The sequence below is a fragment of the Pelovirga terrestris genome, assembly GCF_014773365.1.
Taxonomy (GTDB): Bacteria; Desulfobacterota; Desulfuromonadia; order Desulfuromonadales; family Geopsychrobacteraceae; genus Pelovirga; species Pelovirga terrestris.
Map to the genome: position 1 here is coordinate 1 of NZ_JACWUN010000025.1, position 13,684 is coordinate 13,684.

The following is a 13,684-nucleotide window of genomic DNA, read 5'->3' on the forward strand; positions in this document are numbered from 1 at the left end:
TCAATCACCAGCCTGCTCATCCTCACCGGCTGCTTACTCCCCGGCAGATTCCTCCCCCGCTGGCTACCCAACGACAAACTCATGCACTTAGGCGGCTACTTCCTGCTGATGGTGCTGATCTCCGCCCTGACTCGGAACCTCCTGCTGAGCGCCGCCTTGTTGTTCATCGCCGGACTCCTGATCGAATGCCTCCAGCACTTCGTCCCCGGCCGCCACTTCAGCTGGCGCGATCAATTGGCCAATACGGTGGGGATTATGCTGGGGCTGGGGCTGGTGGTGTGAGGGGAGGGGAGAGGGTAGCAGATATAAGTTTGCTTCTTGACAATACCTGTATTAACTTATAATCTATCGGCATGAATTCCGTATATTGGCGACCAAAAGCATTAAAGCAACTGCGCAAAATTGATCGTCACGACAACGCTGCGATTCGACAGGCTGTTGATCGCCTGGCGGACATGCCTAACTGTCAGGGTGTCAAGGCACTGGTGAACCATCCCTATGGTTATCGGTTGCGTGTAGGGCGCTACCGGGTCTTCTTTGACTTTGACGGAACTGTCCGAATCGTTGCCATCCAGGAGGTAAAGAAACGTGATGAACAGACCTACTGATATTCAGATTATCCGTGACCCCGGAGGCGAACCCGCCTTCGTTGTTCTCCCCTATACCGAGTGGCTCTCGCACTATGAGGCAAAGCAACATTTGGTACCGAACGAGGTTGTTAACCATGTCTTCGACCAGCAGGTGACCCCGATGCGTGCCTGGAGAGAGTATCTGTCACTGACACAAGCTGAGGTAGCCCGCAGGATCGGCATCAGCCAAGCTGCCTACGCGCAAATGGAGACAACTGTTAGTCCGCGCCGCAACACCTTGACGAAAGTTGCAAAGGCCTTTGATATAACCGTCGAACAGTTGGATTTTTAGCACGGAGCATAGCCTCTTCTTTTGTCAAAAGGGGGGTCGAGAGGGATTTCTATCATCGACCGAAACCTGCTACGCCAATTCCAGTCAGCAATCTACCTGGCTCCTCGGTTCCGACTCATCTGCTCAATAGGATGACCTCCTGAGCGCCCCCTCAGCGCCCAATCTCCACCAAACCCATACCCTAGCCGCACTTTGAACCTCTTTGTCCATTCCAGGCACCACTACGTTCGTTATTCAGCAATCCCCATCAAAAAACCAGCCATCTCCTTGTTAAAAGAGGGAAAGGGAAGGAACAGCTTCTCCCACCAACTCTCATACACAACAAGGAGGTACCCATGCCGCGCGTAAATCTTCGTCAGCAGTTTGTCGACAATCCGCCCCGCTGCCAACCACGGCTGCCAAAATCACCTATTTCGACACCCAGTTAACCGGGTTTATGCTCGAAGTCACCCGTACCGGCAGTGCTACCTATTACCTGCGTTATCGTGACAAAGCCGGGCGTATCCGTCAGGTTCGCCTAGGTCGGACAACTGCCCTTAACGTTGACGAAGCCCGTGAAAATGCCCGCATCCTAAAGAGCAAGGTTCTGATGGGCTTCGACGTTCAGGAGCATGTCGAAAAGATCAAGCAGATGCCCACATTTGCCGAGTTTGTCCGGGATCACTACCTGCCTCATGCCCGCAATACCAAGCGCAGCTGGGAATACGACAAAGCCCGCATCGACGACAAGATGATGCGCCTGTGGGGGAATAAACTCATGAGTGAATTTACCCCTGCTGACCTGATCCAGTTTCAGAACAACCTTCTTGGGCAGGGGTTAAAGCCCGGTACAGTCAACCGCAACATGGCCCTGGTCAAGCACCTGTTTCATTTGGCCGAGAGGTGGGAGATTATTGGCCGGGCACCGACGAAAAATATCTCGCCATTAGCTGACCATGGGGCCAGAGAGCGTTTCTTAACTCTGGCAGAATTGGAACGACTGCTGACGACCCTGGAGCAATGCCAAAGCCCTATTGTTCCAGACATCATCCGTCTTGTAACCGTCAACTGAACCCATCTTGTCCAGCCGTTCAGATTGGGGCACTCTCTTGGCGAGCAGCCAACCAGCGATCCGGCAATAAGTCCTCGATCCGTTTGGCCGGGTGACCCATGATCCGCCGCAGGACATCTTCCAGATACTCCTGGGGATTGATGTTCAGATGCCGACAGGTTTGAATCAGCGACATAAAAATAGCAGCAGCCTGACCACCATTTTCACTACCGACAAACAACCAGTTTTTGCGCTTATCAAAATGTTTCGATAAGCGCAATTATCCAAGGACGATTATTATGCAAGCTATTGTCTATAAGGGGCATTTTGCAAGGCGGTCCACGCAGATGGGTTTGCATAATTTTAGAGGTTTTCGAGAAACTGGAGCAAAGTATCACTTGGTCGATAGCGTTTACGCTTTACGTCGAGCGGGGCAATAGAAGCAAGGGCTCGTTCCTTCATCTCAAGATCTGCCTCAACGTAGCCGTGAGTGGTAACGGGGCTTTCATGGCCCAACCACAAAGCTATAACCGTTATGTCGACTCCGGATTGTAGCAGATGCATAGCTGTCGTGTGTCTCATCACATGCGGCGTGATTTTGCGACCTGCCAACTGTGGGCATTTTTTCGCTGCTGCGATAGTCGACAAGGCGAGCCGATCAGCAACATTTGTGCGTGTCATAGGTAACCCGCTACGGTTCGGCACGAGCGGCTGGTCAGGGCGCAGGCCAGCGTAATTTACCCAGCAGCGGATGTCTGCTGCCGTTTTTTTCCACAATGGTACAGTTCGTTGTTTGCGACCTTTTCCGTGTAGGCGCACCGAGGACGTGGCGGCCAACGTAATGTCATCGACGCGGATGCCGAGCATTTCAGAAACACGGGCGCCGGTGTTGTAGAGCAATGCGAACATTATTCTGTCACGGTGCCCACACCAAGTTGACGCATTGGGGGCATCAATTAAGGCTTGAATCTCCTCGCGGGAGAGAAACCCGAGCAGGGGTTTTTCAAAGCGTTTCATCGGAATTGCCAGGATCTTCTGCATGTGTTGCAACGCAGGCGGGCATTGCATAGACACGTAATTGGCAAAAGCCCGTATTGCCGCCAGCCGTGCATTGCGGCTACGCACCATATTGTGGCGTTCAACTTCGAGATAGGTAAGAAAGTCGAGTACCAGCGTTGCATCGAAGTGACACAGCGCGAGCTGAACGGGTTTTTTCCTTATTTCTCGTTCAGCATATTTCAACAGCAGCCGGAAAGTATCGCGATAGGCAATAATTGTTTTTGGACTGACGTTCTGCTGTTGCATGAGGCGCTCGGCAAAGAAGTTTTGTAGCAATGTAGCAAATTCGTTAGGAACTTCGAGTAAAGTGTTCATAGCCGTCCCTCGTTGCTGTATAGCTGAAAGCGCTCGGCTGCGATGGCCATCAGTTCAGGAACCCCTGTGATGTACCAGTAGGTATCACTTATTTTGGCATGTCCAACGTAGATTGATAGCGCCAAAATAGCCTGATTAACGGCTATACCCTGCTCGTAAAAGCGCAGTAAGCTCCGCACGATAAAGGTATGTCGAAAATCGTGCAGACGATGATGTCGGTGGTCGCCACGAGGTAGCCATCCCAGTTGCCGACACAGTGACTTCAGGGCATACAGCATGCTGGACTGATTGATGGGATGGCCGTCTTGACGCAAGAAGAACCGGTCACAGGCTGCTGAGGAAATCAATTGATCTCGTCGTACGGCATAAGTGGCTAGCGCCGCTGTGACAGTCGAATGCAAAGGTATCAATCGTTGTTGGTGAAACTTGGCTTCCCGGATATGCAGAACACCTGTAGTGAGATCGACATCTTTATTGGTCAGAGCAACTGCTTCTGAGATGCGCAAGCCACTTGCGGCCAATAAACCAAATATGCACTCGCAAGTAGCTGGTCGCAGGCTCCGATCCGGTTTCAACCCTTTGGCCGCCCTAAGTAGCGTGTTTATTTCGATATCCGTGTAAATGTGCGGAATGAGGCGGCGGTGCGTAGACCCAAAAAGTCTGTTGGGTGGCACTTCCGTCTCCGGGTTATCTCGCAAGCAAAAGTGTGCGAACCCTCGCAATACTGCAATACGACGCGACCAGGTAAGCGGCTTCGGAAGTTTCGAGGATTGAGCCCACGAGATAGCAAGAGCCACTGTCAGGTGATCTTTCGTGCTAAACGTGTCAGCAAAGCGGGCAAACGAACGAAGCCGCGTTGCGTCAAACTTCAGATCAAACCCTTGGCGACGACGATATATTAAGTAGTTCTCGACTCGGGACATCCATGAATTCGGCGCGTTCATGACTGGTATCCCGGCCACGGCAGAGTGACAGAGCGTAAGCGATCAAGATCGACCCGTGCATAGGTACTCGCCGTATCGAGGCTTTGATGCCTGAGAAGATCGGCGATTTCCTTCACTGAAGCTCCCGAGCGCTGCAGGTTGGTCGCCATGGTTCGTCGGAGTACGTGGGTGTTGCAGAACCGATCTCGTAACAGGCAGCGGACAAAGGCACGGTTCATCGAAGAGCGGATCGCTGGAACCCCCAGAGGTTTGTCAAACGGGGCTCGGTGTCGAACGAACAGCATCCGGCTCGTGGTCTTGGGTCGACCTTGGTGTAAATATTGGGCAATGGCCTCGCCCGTGGTTGCTGGCAATGGCAACTGTTGCGCACGACTGCTCTTGGTGCCGCGGATTGTCAATGTTCCATTACGCCAATTTACAGATTTCAAGGTGAGGTAAGTGGCTTCGTGACCGCGCAGACCAAGATCGACCAGGCAGCGAGCGATGGCATAATCGCGCAACCCGACAGGGTCAGCGCAATCGAAGGAATTCAGGAATGATTCCAGTTCGGAGATCGAAAGTGTTTTGGGTAATGTGGAGCGGCGCCAGTCTGCAATTCTCGGCAGCGCTGCCATCAGAGACATGGCCGGATCACCCTGCAGAACTCTATAGCGGAAATAGCTTCGCAAGCAGCCACAGATAACACGAAATGAGGCCGGTTGCATATGTGTGCAGTGTTCAGCAAAGAAGGAATCCAGCTGAGATACGCCCAGTTCTGAGATCACAGGCATTCGGGTGTTAAATGCGTGAATGAGAAACTTTCTGACGTATTTGACTCGCTGATCTCGGGTGGACGGTGCGATGCCACAAGTTGTGGTGAGATAGTCAGTGAAACATGTGATCTCGATTTCAATGGGATCCGGTACAAGCGTAGCAGCAGAAACACCTGGCACAACTCTGAAGAAATGCCTGAGGGCGGCACTCGAACTGGCTTTACCGCTATAACACGGTGGGGGGCAAGTGCAGTTGGGAAGGTGTTCATTCAGGAAGCGTTTAATCAGCGATGAATCCAGTCTTGATAAATCGATTTTTTCAATTTCAAGCCAGCGGCTGAAATGGGCAAGGCAGCCCAGGTAGGAACGGATGGTGCTCTTAGGATATCGCTGACAACAAAGCGAATCAATGTAAGCCGTGGTGTGATCATTGAGAGGACCGTTGGTTAGCCAGTCGCGTCGTACGAGATTTAGATAGTCGTCGATATGCATGGGATTCTCCTGTGTGAGGGTTTGAGCCCACAGGAAACACCATTTTTTATCGAAAGGATAATGACCGTGACGAAGGCACTAATCCTTAGTGGATCAGACACTCATGGGGGAAAGAGGATAACCCTTGCATAATAATCGTCCTCGGATAATTGCGCCCAATGGTCAGGGGCCGAATGGCCCGCTCGGCGACGTTGTTGTCAAGCCGTGCATCGGGGTTGATCAGATAATTCTCAAAGTACGGCGCCAGCCCCAGGTAATAATGTAGAGCCTGTGTGAGCTTGGCTTTGGGCAATAGCCCCCCTTGATGAAGACGCTCTTTGATCAGCCTTGTCAGGCTATCCAGAATCGGCTTTTCTTTGTCCTTGCGAATCTGCAGGCGTTCTTCGGGGCTGCGCGCCCAGGCGACCCGCTCGAACAGGAACAGGTAGCGGATCTTTTGCAGAATCTGGCGACGCAGCTCGGGCTCAGACCCTTCGGCCTCGACGAATTTGCGTCGAACGTGCGCCATACAGGGGCACCACTGGATATCTTCCCGCTTTGCCAGCTTCTCGTAAGCGGCATACTTGTCCGAGTGCAAGACTCCTTGGTAGTCTTTCAGGGTCTGCTCCACATGGGCATGGCTGCGACTGATGCAAAATTCAAAGAACCGATACGGCGGATCGCCACCACCGCCTCCGGCATAGATCCACATATACGCCTTTTTGCACGGTCCTTTCTTCTGCCCTTGCAGGCTGATGGGGCTTTCATCAACAAAAATCACCCCGCTTTGTAACACGCGGGCTTTCATCGCCTCGTATAAAGGCTCAAGACCGGTACCCAGACTTAAGACCCATTTCGACAGGGTCTGACGGCTGATGTGGATGCCACTGCGCCGCAGCATCTGCACCTGACGATACAGCGGCAGATGATCGCAGAATTTTGCGATCACCACACTGGCCAGCAGGCTTTCATCTGCGGGGCAGCGATCGATGATGGTGTCGGGCAGTGCTGCCGTCACAACCCCTTGATCCGGTGCTTTGCGTGAAGCGTACTTGGGGCGGACATATTCGATGATAAAAAACTGCTCGGCTTTGCGCGCCAGCTTGCGGGTCACCTCTTCGCCGATCTTCACCAGGGGTTCGCCTGTCGCCGGGCAGACCTTCTGCTCGTCCGGCAGATCCAGCAGCTTGCGCTCGATGGGAAGATCGTCCGGGTAGGCGATGGTGTCGGTGCCCTTATTTTTGATCGCCTTGCGGCGTTCATAGCTGATCTGCTCGACAGTCTCGGTCGGTGGGGTCACGACCTCGATCTCGGTAAAGGGCAAGCTCTGTTGCCCCAGATCTGCAACGATGCGCTCACTTTTAGCACCGAACAGCTGTTTTTTCAGCCACGACAACTGCTCTTGAAGCAGGGCAATCTGAGCGCTTTGCTGCTCAATCAGCTGCGCCTGCTGCCGTACCAGATCCTGCAGCTTGTCGGTTGTCGTTGGGTGAGTTAACATGCTGGAAATATAGCATATTTAGCTATCTCAGGGAAGCAAAAAGGGCTTATTTTACAAGGAAAAACGCCGACTTAAACGCTTTGGCACAACCCCTTCAAGCAGCAGAACATACTGTTGGCGGGTCAGCTCTCGGCTGCCGGAAAAACAGTCCGGAAAGGTGCCCTGCTCCAGGCGCTTGTACCAGATGACAAACCCATCGCCTTCCCAAAACAGCACCTTGATCAGGTTGCGGCGGCGATTCAAAAACAGAAACAGTGAGCCGGTCAATAAGGTCCCGGGAAAAGCAGCTTCGACCAGGGCACTTAACCCCTCGAAGCTCTTGCGCATGTCCACCGCTTCATCGTAGAGCAAAATAGTTCGGCAACCGGTCGGATGCATCAGCTAGAGCGTTTTGACGACAGCAAGAACATCGCGCAGCAGATCAGGATCAAAACCACGCTCAAGCTGAAGGGTTATGCCGCTACAGGAAAGACGCAACCCCACGGACTGCACGGTCAGCTCAACAAAACGACCTTCTCGCTGTGGCTCCAGTTGTCGGCGCCAATACAGAAAACGGCAGTAGCTTTCATCATGCTGCCGGCACCAGGCGGCGATACTCAGGCCACTCTGACGCCAGGCGGTAATTTTATCAGTCCAGTATTGCTGTTGTTCCGTCATCGATCAGCCTCCGTTGCAAGTATGCTCGGAAGGCAGATTAACCGGGGACCGGGTGCTCAGCAAGATGGGCTGGGTTGACGCTTACTCCTCTTCTTCTATTTGCTGCTCTACCGGTAGCCCCATGCGCATCAGTTGCCTGCTCAGCAACCCAGCAAGTAAATTGAGATACTGACCCTCAATCGGGCCGGATAGAGGGAGTTGGTTCAGGGTGTCGTCAATGCTGTTGATCAGGGGAGGAATCTCAGAATCAAGAAAGGCCAAGGCCACCAGCTTCTCCCTGATAGCATTGATTGGTCGCAGAGCCTTGCGGGTGACACTCTGCTTACCAACGTAGGATGCATCAAAGGTGGTTTTGGCCGTGGTGCGGATTTCGTTGCAGAGCTGACCGTAGAGACCTTCTGCTTGCTCCTCCAGTGGCTCACTATCCGGCATGGTTTTGGGTGGCTGGATGGTGACCGGTGTGAACCCAAAATGCAGAGCCTTATCGACGGTGGTCACCGAGTCAACAGAGGCCTGAATGACCGATGCCCACTCGGGCGGGTTGGCGGTAATCCACTCCCGGACTTTTTGATCGTACTCAAGGAGCAGAGTCGCTTTGGCTGCCTGGAAGTTGGTTTGTAAATCCATTAAGCGGCTACTGATTTCCGGTGCTTTTCCGGCAGGGACGGCGTAGCCACCAAGAAATCTCACGCCCGTTGCGAGCAGCAGCTTCTCGGCTTCGCGTTTCATCGATTGAAATGGTGATAGAGCCTCAGTGCTGATGGTTTTCTTGCTCCCAAGGGATGCCAATGTGCCGGGTGGGAGCTGACTGGTATTTATGCCGTTAACGGCTAAATCCTCTTCTTTGAGCTTCTTACGTCCGGTCCACAACCGGATATCCAGGATGAACAGGACAATCTCTTCCAGTACGGTGAGGTGCATGGTTGGTCTCCTTATATAAATAGAGTCGTTGGTTGTATTGGGTTGATACTGGGATATGACAGGTGGCTGCTTAAAAATCCCATGCCAGAGTGTGCCGAGATGAAGCTTTAATCTGAATCGGATCCGCCACGATGGTCGTTGGCAAAGGCATGGATTCCGGCTTAGATTTCGTCTTTGATCCTGCTGAAGAAGACCGAAGCGACTGCTGTGATTGCCAACCGGCAGGCGCGTGATAGGTATCAATAATCTGATAACCCTTCGCCTGCTTCTGCTTGACCAGCTTCTGCAGCTCGTGGTGGTTGCCTTTTGTCTGCTGATGCTGGTTGATCTGACCAATCTTACCCCAATAGCGGTGGAATATGCCGCAGTTGGTCAGGCAGCCGATCCAATCCTTGCCGCCGGACGAAGAGGGTGAGCGCAAATGGAAGCCAATGAGGGTGTCTTTGGGGAGAGGGTAGCTCATGATGTGCCTCCTTTCGTCTCCAGTATCTGCGGTGTCGGGATGTTGAAGTGGGTCTGGATGAGCTTGTGCAGCATCGCCCGGACGTGCTCGTCGACACCATGTCCGAAGGCTTTATCGAAGGCGTGAAAGACGACAGGGACATCGGTCCGGTTGGCACCAAGCAACAACTTGCGTCCCCAGCGCTTCAGATCCCGGATCGAGATCGGGCCAGGGCAGCTGCCTTGACTCCAGCTGACACGGATATCTGTTGCAACTCTGACCATCGCAGTTATTGCTTTGTCGTCCAGGCTGGGCAGGGCACCAGCCAGGATCTGCTCTTCGACCTCAGCAGAGGGGTAATCCATGCTCCATTTCTCAAAGCGATTGAGGGTGGCCAGGTTAAAGACGCTGGTGGCGGCATAGACATCACCGCCCTGGCCGTCGCCCCTGGTGTTGGCGGTTGCGGCCATAAGGATCCGAGACGCTGGCGTAATGATTGTCCCGTCATCCAAGGTCACTGGCGCTTTTTCGAGCAGACGATGGCACGCCATCATCACCTCCGGGTTGTATCCATCGATCTCATCAAAGACGATGGCATAACCGCGAGCGTAGGCTTCAAGTAGCGGCCCAGGAGTAAAGACGGTATTGCCATTCACCAGCTGGACTCTTCCCAGGATGTCGTCAGGTTCCGTGCTCTTCTTGGCACTGACGATGACTGTCGGGATATGCAGCCTGGCAAACAGTTGCTTCAACGCTTCCGTTTTCCCGCAGCCGGTTGGTCCACTGACCCAAAGCGGTTCCGGCTCAGGGTCACACAACCATTCAATGCAATCTTTCGCCAGCCCTGGACTCCAGACGTAACTGACCAGCGACTGGGGCACCAGAGGATGGCCAGGCTGATAGCCGGGTAATGGCATCTGGCTCGGGAAACCGAAGATTTCGTTCACTGTGTACTGGGCTGGTACGGGTTCAGGGGCGCTCAGAAGGTTGGTGAGGTTTGTCGTTGATGCTGGAGTTGCAGTTTGATTTTTGGAATCAGCGTTGCTCATAGGATGATTCTCCTTGTCTGTGATCAGATGATGTTTCACGGTCTGCTGAAGTTTTCGTTTTGTGCACCGAATCCCGGCGACACCAGTGACTCAAATGCGCCGTTGCGACCGATGATCAGATGGTCAAGAACCCGGATGCCGAGGAGTTCTCCGGCCTCCGTCAAGCGCTGATGAATTTTCTTGTCTTCATGGCTGGGAGCGGGATCACCGGACGGGTGGTTATGGACAAAAATGGCGGCTGCAGCACTTGAGACCAATATCGATTTGAAGACCTCACGAGGATGGACGATGCTGCTGCTCAGGCTCCCCAGGCTAACCTGATCAAGGCAAAGGATGCGGTGCTTCGTATCCAAATGCAGGGCATACAAATTCTCACGGGTCTCCCACGCCAGAAAACCAAATAGAGCCACCACATCCTCACCGCAATGAATTCTGCCGGTGCGTTGCAGCATCTCGGAGATAGCACACTTGATATCAACATCACGATATCGAGGCACGATCTCGCGGATTCGGTAATTGATGAGCCTGGGGGTTGTGGTAGTTGATGGTCTTTCAGAGGTTGGTGTGTAACCGCTACGGCGTTTACCTTCAGTAATGGGAATAATCATCATCTGTTCTCCTTGAAAAACACGAATGCCGGTGGCAACACAGATGGTTATCGACCGGCATGGGTTTTTTGTATGTCAAATTGATGGGTTGGTGTAGATCATCCTTAATCGCTCAGCCAATCCAGAGCTTTTCGGCCATATTTGTAACTGCCATAGCCGATACCGGCGCCAACAGCGGCGACAGCAGCTGCAACTCCGTAGGCCAGGGTACGGGCGGGGTCGCCCTGGGCATTCATCATGACGCGCTGGCCAACTTCCAGAGCGACCTGGATCACATCTTTTTCAGTGGACATGGGATAGTTCCTTTCATCGTTGTAGGGTGGTGGACATAAGAAGCCCCGTCATCTGCCAAGCAAGATGCGGGGAATAAAGGTATGATTAGTGGGTTGACTTTGTTTCTTTTTGGTATAACTATTAAGTCATGAACTTTGAATATGACCCGACCAAAAGTGCCGCTAACGCCGAAAAGCACGGCATTGATTTCGATCAGGCGCAGCAACTGTGGCATGACCCTGACCGTCTTGAGATTCCTGCACGAACGCAAGGCTAGCCACGCTTTTTAGTTGTCGGGCAGATCCGGGGGAAGCACTGGTCTGTCATTATCACTTACCGCCAGGAGGCGATTCGTCTGATCTCCGCCAGGCGGTCGCGACCGGAGGAGATTACGCTGTATGAAAACTGAAGATTTCGACAAGGCTTTCGATGATGGACAAAGCGTTGTAGAGCATCTCGACCTGACCAAGGCTCGACGCCCCAATCAGGAGCAACGACGGGTCAATGTGGATTTTCCGGCGTGGATGGTTGAGTCCCTGGATCGGGAAGCCCGCAGGCTAGGAGTTCCCCGTCAATCGATCATCAAACTTTGGCTGGCGGAACGGCTGGAGAGACAGGCCAGCTAGTGCCCACAAGGGCTCACCAGCTATTGCATTGCTCCTGATAGGGGCACCCACTACATTGCCAGCCAGTGCAGGGCAGAAAAACCTCCGCCTCAATCCCTGACAGTACGGCGTTGGCGATACGGTTGAAGCGCTCGGTGTCGGCTGCCGTCCGCGTGGTCAGATGTTTTTCCACCTTAGGCGTCTTCAGCTTGCGGATGACGTTATAGCAGCAATGCAGTGCCTGCTCCGGCTCCACATAGCCATTGTGCTGCAATAGCAGCGTGTAGGCACTGAGTTGCAGATCCTGGTCGATGGCCTCTTGCGTCAGCGCATTGCGCGCTGTCTTATGGTCGACCGCCAGCAAGCGACCAAGCTGATCCCTCAGCAGCAAATCCACCGCGCCGATGAGATGAAAATCCGTAACCCTTCCATCCGGTGTCACCAGTGGCATACTTAACGGCAGCTCCGTTGCCACCACTTCCATGCCATTAAAGCCAGGATTGTCCAGGTAGGCTCGCAGCAGCCTCTCACCCAGAGCCAGCAGCTCATCGGCGTTACCGGCATCGTTGCCGAACATAACCGGTGCACGCGGGGTTGCCAGCTCGATGGCCATGGAATCGCGGTAAAATTCCAGGAGCGAGTCCGGGCTTTCTGCTTCGCCTTTCTCCTTGATGCCGTCATAGTAACGCGCCAGACTGGCGTGGATAGTGCTGCCCAGAATGAGTGCGCTCGATGTATGTTCCGGTGCAAATCCCTTGACGTACTGGAAAAAGTAGCGCAGGGAGCAGGTCAGATAAGTATTGATCTGGCTATAACTGAGATGCAGTTGATGGCGCAGGGCGCGCAGTGACTGTGTCATGGTTTACTCTCCTGTTCTTTAGGCGGCCTTAACCTGGCCGGAAAAGAGGTTTTCGATCAGCTTGGAGGCGTCGGCTTTACTCAAAAAATCAACAGTTCTGCCGTATACCTCCTGACAGTATTGGGAGATTTGGGTATGGCTTATTCCGGCTTCGACGGCCAGCTTGAGAATCAGGGATTTTTGCTTGGCTGTGAGGCGGTTACCGGAAGGGGCCGCTGGCTGCTGAGAAGGATGCGGGGCTGAGGGTTGGCGCGGAGTTGTTGATTGACGTGCTGGCGGCGGTTCTGAATGCTGGGCTCGGGACTGTGGCAAGGGCTCCTCGGCGGCCTCCGTCTGGTAGAGGTTCAAACCGACCCCCAACAAGGTCGCTGCCTTCTTCAGCCCATCAGTACAGGCAGCCTTGATATTGCTGCCCAGATCAACAATCTCACCACTGTCTCTGTGGCGGGTAATCTGACTGGAGCCATAGCCTTCCTTGATAATCCCGTCAGCAGCAATACGCACATGGGCAATCACTTCCCCGGCATCGACGTTGATGTCGACGGTGATGACCTCAAAGTTCCAGCTGTGATCAAAGGCCTGGTTCAGACGCTCAACCACAGCACTTCCTTCGACGTAACTCAAGGTTGCGCCAAAGCTGCCAGGGCGCTGTTTGATCTGGTTTGTTCGGAAAGGGGCGGTGAGAATGGTTCTGGTGTTTTCATCCATGGTTTTACCTCCTGTCTTGGTGGTGGTGTTGTTAAACACAAAAAAGCCGGTCACTCCCGAAAAGGGGGAGGACCGGCGATGCGTGGGTGACAGACCCTTTGATGTAAGGGTTCCCGTCACTTTCTTTTAACAAGACAGGGGCTGGTTTTTGGATGGCTTGTGAGCGCGGTGCGGGGTCAGGGTTCATAACAATAGTCGTTTGACCTGGCTGAACAAACAGGTATGATACTCACAGCAGTGCCATACGCAGAACCGTGCTGTTCTACCTATGGCAATTATCAGGAGGCAATCCATGACACAACTCGCCAAGCTCCCGATAGGGATCCAAACCTTCTCCAAAATCCGGGAAGGTGACTATACCTACGTTGACAAAACTCCCCTGATCCATCGGTTGGTCACAGAGGGGAGCTATTACTTCCTCTCCCGTCCCCGGCGCTTCGGTAAGAGCCTATTGGTCTCAACCCTGCAGGATTTATTTGAAGGGCGCAGGGAGCTTTTCAAAGGACTCGACATTGAAGATAAGTGGGACTGGGAGACGACTTACCCGGTGATCAAAATCAGCTTTGGTG

20 protein-coding genes and 1 pseudogene are annotated in these 13,684 nt (G+C 53.4%); 7 read left to right on the forward strand and 14 right to left on the reverse strand.

The window, feature by feature from the left end:
* From ICT70_RS14400 to ICT70_RS14415, 4 genes are all read left to right on the forward strand, one after another.
* The coding region (locus ICT70_RS14400) for a VanZ family protein (protein ID WP_224747088.1) at positions 1–282 on the forward strand (282 nt) is incomplete at its 5' end.
* 71 nt (positions 283–353) lie between these two features.
* Entirely contained in the window at positions 354–608 is a 255-nt protein-coding gene (locus tag ICT70_RS14405; protein WP_191157861.1) for a type II toxin-antitoxin system RelE family toxin, read from the forward strand.
* Entirely contained in the window at positions 592–921 is a 330-nt protein-coding gene (locus ICT70_RS14410; RefSeq protein ID WP_191157863.1) for a helix-turn-helix domain-containing protein, read from the forward strand. Before ICT70_RS14405 ends, ICT70_RS14410 begins: the two co-directional genes overlap by 17 nt.
* A 382-nt stretch (positions 922–1,303) precedes the next feature.
* The gene (locus ICT70_RS14415) at positions 1,304–1,972 is read left to right on the forward strand and encodes an integrase family protein (protein WP_224747090.1); all 669 of its coding nucleotides are present in this window, start codon (positions 1,304–1,306) and stop codon (positions 1,970–1,972) included.
* Between the two features lie 19 nt (positions 1,973–1,991).
* Here ICT70_RS14415 and ICT70_RS14420 read toward each other — a convergent pair whose 3' ends face one another.
* The 12 genes from ICT70_RS14420 to ICT70_RS14475 form a co-directional block, all read right to left on the reverse strand.
* Positions 1,992–2,231 carry a transposase domain-containing protein gene (locus tag ICT70_RS14420; RefSeq protein WP_191157867.1) on the reverse strand — a complete coding sequence of 80 codons (240 nt, stop codon included), beginning with the start codon at positions 2,229–2,231 and terminating at the stop codon, positions 1,992–1,994.
* A gap of 83 nt (positions 2,232–2,314) precedes the next feature.
* Positions 2,315–3,325 (reverse strand): tyrosine-type recombinase/integrase, encoded by a 1,011-nt coding sequence (locus ICT70_RS14425; RefSeq protein WP_191157869.1) that lies wholly within the window; start codon positions 3,323–3,325, stop codon positions 2,315–2,317.
* A complete protein-coding gene (locus ICT70_RS14430) occupies positions 3,322–4,269 on the reverse strand; it encodes a tyrosine-type recombinase/integrase (protein ID WP_191157871.1) in 948 nt (315 codons plus the stop codon). The genes ICT70_RS14425 and ICT70_RS14430 overlap by 4 nt, the downstream gene beginning before the upstream one ends.
* Positions 4,266–5,513 (reverse strand): tyrosine-type recombinase/integrase, encoded by a 1,248-nt coding sequence (locus ICT70_RS14435; protein WP_191157873.1) that lies wholly within the window; start codon positions 5,511–5,513, stop codon positions 4,266–4,268. The genes ICT70_RS14430 and ICT70_RS14435 overlap by 4 nt, the downstream gene beginning before the upstream one ends.
* 85 nt (positions 5,514–5,598) lie before the next feature.
* Positions 5,599–6,993 carry an IS66 family transposase gene (gene tnpC, locus ICT70_RS14440; protein ID WP_191157875.1) on the reverse strand — a complete coding sequence of 465 codons (1,395 nt, stop codon included), beginning with the start codon at positions 6,991–6,993 and terminating at the stop codon, positions 5,599–5,601.
* 51 nt (positions 6,994–7,044) lie between these two features.
* Positions 7,045–7,371: an IS66 family insertion sequence element accessory protein TnpB gene (gene tnpB / locus ICT70_RS14445; protein WP_191157877.1), complete on the reverse strand. Its 327-nt coding sequence runs from the start codon at positions 7,369–7,371 to the stop codon at positions 7,045–7,047.
* 3 nt (positions 7,372–7,374) lie between these two features.
* On the reverse strand, positions 7,375–7,650 hold the full coding sequence (gene tnpA, locus ICT70_RS14450) for an IS66 family insertion sequence element accessory protein TnpA (RefSeq protein ID WP_191157879.1): 276 nt from the start codon (positions 7,648–7,650) through the stop codon (positions 7,375–7,377).
* Between the two features lie 81 nt (positions 7,651–7,731).
* On the reverse strand, positions 7,732–8,571 hold the full coding sequence (locus ICT70_RS14455; RefSeq protein ID WP_191157881.1) for a DUF3150 domain-containing protein: 840 nt from the start codon (positions 8,569–8,571) through the stop codon (positions 7,732–7,734).
* Positions 8,572–8,641: 70 nt separating this feature from the next.
* Positions 8,642–9,034 (reverse strand): hypothetical protein, encoded by a 393-nt coding sequence (locus ICT70_RS14460; RefSeq protein ID WP_191157883.1) that lies wholly within the window; start codon positions 9,032–9,034, stop codon positions 8,642–8,644.
* A complete protein-coding gene (locus tag ICT70_RS14465) occupies positions 9,031–10,062 on the reverse strand; it encodes an AAA family ATPase (RefSeq protein WP_191157885.1) in 1,032 nt (343 codons plus the stop codon). Before ICT70_RS14465 ends, ICT70_RS14460 begins: the two co-directional genes overlap by 4 nt.
* 35 nt (positions 10,063–10,097) lie before the next feature.
* The gene (locus ICT70_RS14470; RefSeq protein WP_224747089.1) at positions 10,098–10,673 is read right to left on the reverse strand and encodes a JAB domain-containing protein; all 576 of its coding nucleotides are present in this window, start codon (positions 10,671–10,673) and stop codon (positions 10,098–10,100) included.
* 101 nt (positions 10,674–10,774) lie between these two features.
* Positions 10,775–10,963, reverse strand: coding sequence for a hypothetical protein (locus tag ICT70_RS14475; RefSeq protein WP_191157887.1), 189 nt, complete (start codon positions 10,961–10,963; stop codon positions 10,775–10,777).
* Between the two features lie 128 nt (positions 10,964–11,091).
* On the opposite strand from ICT70_RS14475, the pseudogene ICT70_RS14480 reads away from it, so the two are divergent.
* Both ICT70_RS14480 and brnA read left to right on the forward strand, forming a co-directional pair.
* A pseudogene (locus ICT70_RS14480) lies at positions 11,092–11,352 on the forward strand (BrnT family toxin).
* A complete protein-coding gene (gene brnA / locus ICT70_RS14485; protein WP_191157889.1) occupies positions 11,342–11,569 on the forward strand; it encodes a type II toxin-antitoxin system BrnA family antitoxin in 228 nt (75 codons plus the stop codon). Before ICT70_RS14480 ends, brnA begins: the two are co-directional and overlap by 11 nt.
* A 13-nt stretch (positions 11,570–11,582) precedes the next feature.
* Here brnA and ICT70_RS14490 read toward each other — a convergent pair whose 3' ends face one another.
* Both ICT70_RS14490 and ICT70_RS14495 read right to left on the reverse strand, forming a co-directional pair.
* Positions 11,583–12,407 carry a RecB family exonuclease gene (locus ICT70_RS14490; protein ID WP_191157891.1) on the reverse strand — a complete coding sequence of 275 codons (825 nt, stop codon included), beginning with the start codon at positions 12,405–12,407 and terminating at the stop codon, positions 11,583–11,585.
* A gap of 18 nt (positions 12,408–12,425) precedes the next feature.
* Positions 12,426–13,115, reverse strand: coding sequence for a Rad52/Rad22 family DNA repair protein (locus ICT70_RS14495; RefSeq protein WP_191157893.1), 690 nt, complete (start codon positions 13,113–13,115; stop codon positions 12,426–12,428).
* Positions 13,116–13,407: 292 nt separating this feature from the next.
* Here ICT70_RS14495 and ICT70_RS14500 point away from each other — a divergent pair.
* Positions 13,408–13,684, forward strand: a 277-nt coding sequence (locus ICT70_RS14500; protein ID WP_191157895.1) for an AAA family ATPase, incomplete at its 3' end; no start/stop codon positions are given.

What these genes read in the sequence shown, in the direction of transcription:
- brnA (WP_191157889.1), top strand. Translation starts at nt 11,342, where the DNA reads ATGAAAACTGAAGATTTCGACAAGGCTTTCGATGATGGACAAAGCGTT.
- ICT70_RS14495 (WP_191157893.1), bottom strand. Translation starts at nt 13,115, where the DNA reads ATGGATGAAAACACCAGAACCATTCTCACCGCCCCTTTCCGAACAAAC.
- ICT70_RS14455 (WP_191157881.1), bottom strand. Translation starts at nt 8,571, where the DNA reads ATGCACCTCACCGTACTGGAAGAGATTGTCCTGTTCATCCTGGATATC.
- ICT70_RS14435 (WP_191157873.1), bottom strand. Translation starts at nt 5,513, where the DNA reads ATGCATATCGACGACTATCTAAATCTCGTACGACGCGACTGGCTAACC.
- ICT70_RS14430 (WP_191157871.1), bottom strand. Translation starts at nt 4,269, where the DNA reads ATGAACGCGCCGAATTCATGGATGTCCCGAGTCGAGAACTACTTAATA.
- ICT70_RS14410 (WP_191157863.1), top strand. Translation starts at nt 592, where the DNA reads ATGAACAGACCTACTGATATTCAGATTATCCGTGACCCCGGAGGCGAA.
- ICT70_RS14490 (WP_191157891.1), bottom strand. Translation starts at nt 12,407, where the DNA reads ATGACACAGTCACTGCGCGCCCTGCGCCATCAACTGCATCTCAGTTAT.
- ICT70_RS14475 (WP_191157887.1), bottom strand. Translation starts at nt 10,963, where the DNA reads ATGTCCACTGAAAAAGATGTGATCCAGGTCGCTCTGGAAGTTGGCCAG.
- ICT70_RS14470 (WP_224747089.1), bottom strand. Translation starts at nt 10,673, where the DNA reads ATGATGATTATTCCCATTACTGAAGGTAAACGCCGTAGCGGTTACACA.
- ICT70_RS14405 (WP_191157861.1), top strand. Translation starts at nt 354, where the DNA reads ATGAATTCCGTATATTGGCGACCAAAAGCATTAAAGCAACTGCGCAAA.
- tnpA (WP_191157879.1), bottom strand. Translation starts at nt 7,650, where the DNA reads ATGACGGAACAACAGCAATACTGGACTGATAAAATTACCGCCTGGCGT.
- ICT70_RS14460 (WP_191157883.1), bottom strand. Translation starts at nt 9,034, where the DNA reads ATGAGCTACCCTCTCCCCAAAGACACCCTCATTGGCTTCCATTTGCGC.
- tnpB (WP_191157877.1), bottom strand. Translation starts at nt 7,371, where the DNA reads ATGCATCCGACCGGTTGCCGAACTATTTTGCTCTACGATGAAGCGGTG.
- ICT70_RS14465 (WP_191157885.1), bottom strand. Translation starts at nt 10,062, where the DNA reads ATGAGCAACGCTGATTCCAAAAATCAAACTGCAACTCCAGCATCAACG.
- ICT70_RS14425 (WP_191157869.1), bottom strand. Translation starts at nt 3,325, where the DNA reads ATGAACACTTTACTCGAAGTTCCTAACGAATTTGCTACATTGCTACAA.
- tnpC (WP_191157875.1), bottom strand. Translation starts at nt 6,993, where the DNA reads ATGTTAACTCACCCAACGACAACCGACAAGCTGCAGGATCTGGTACGG.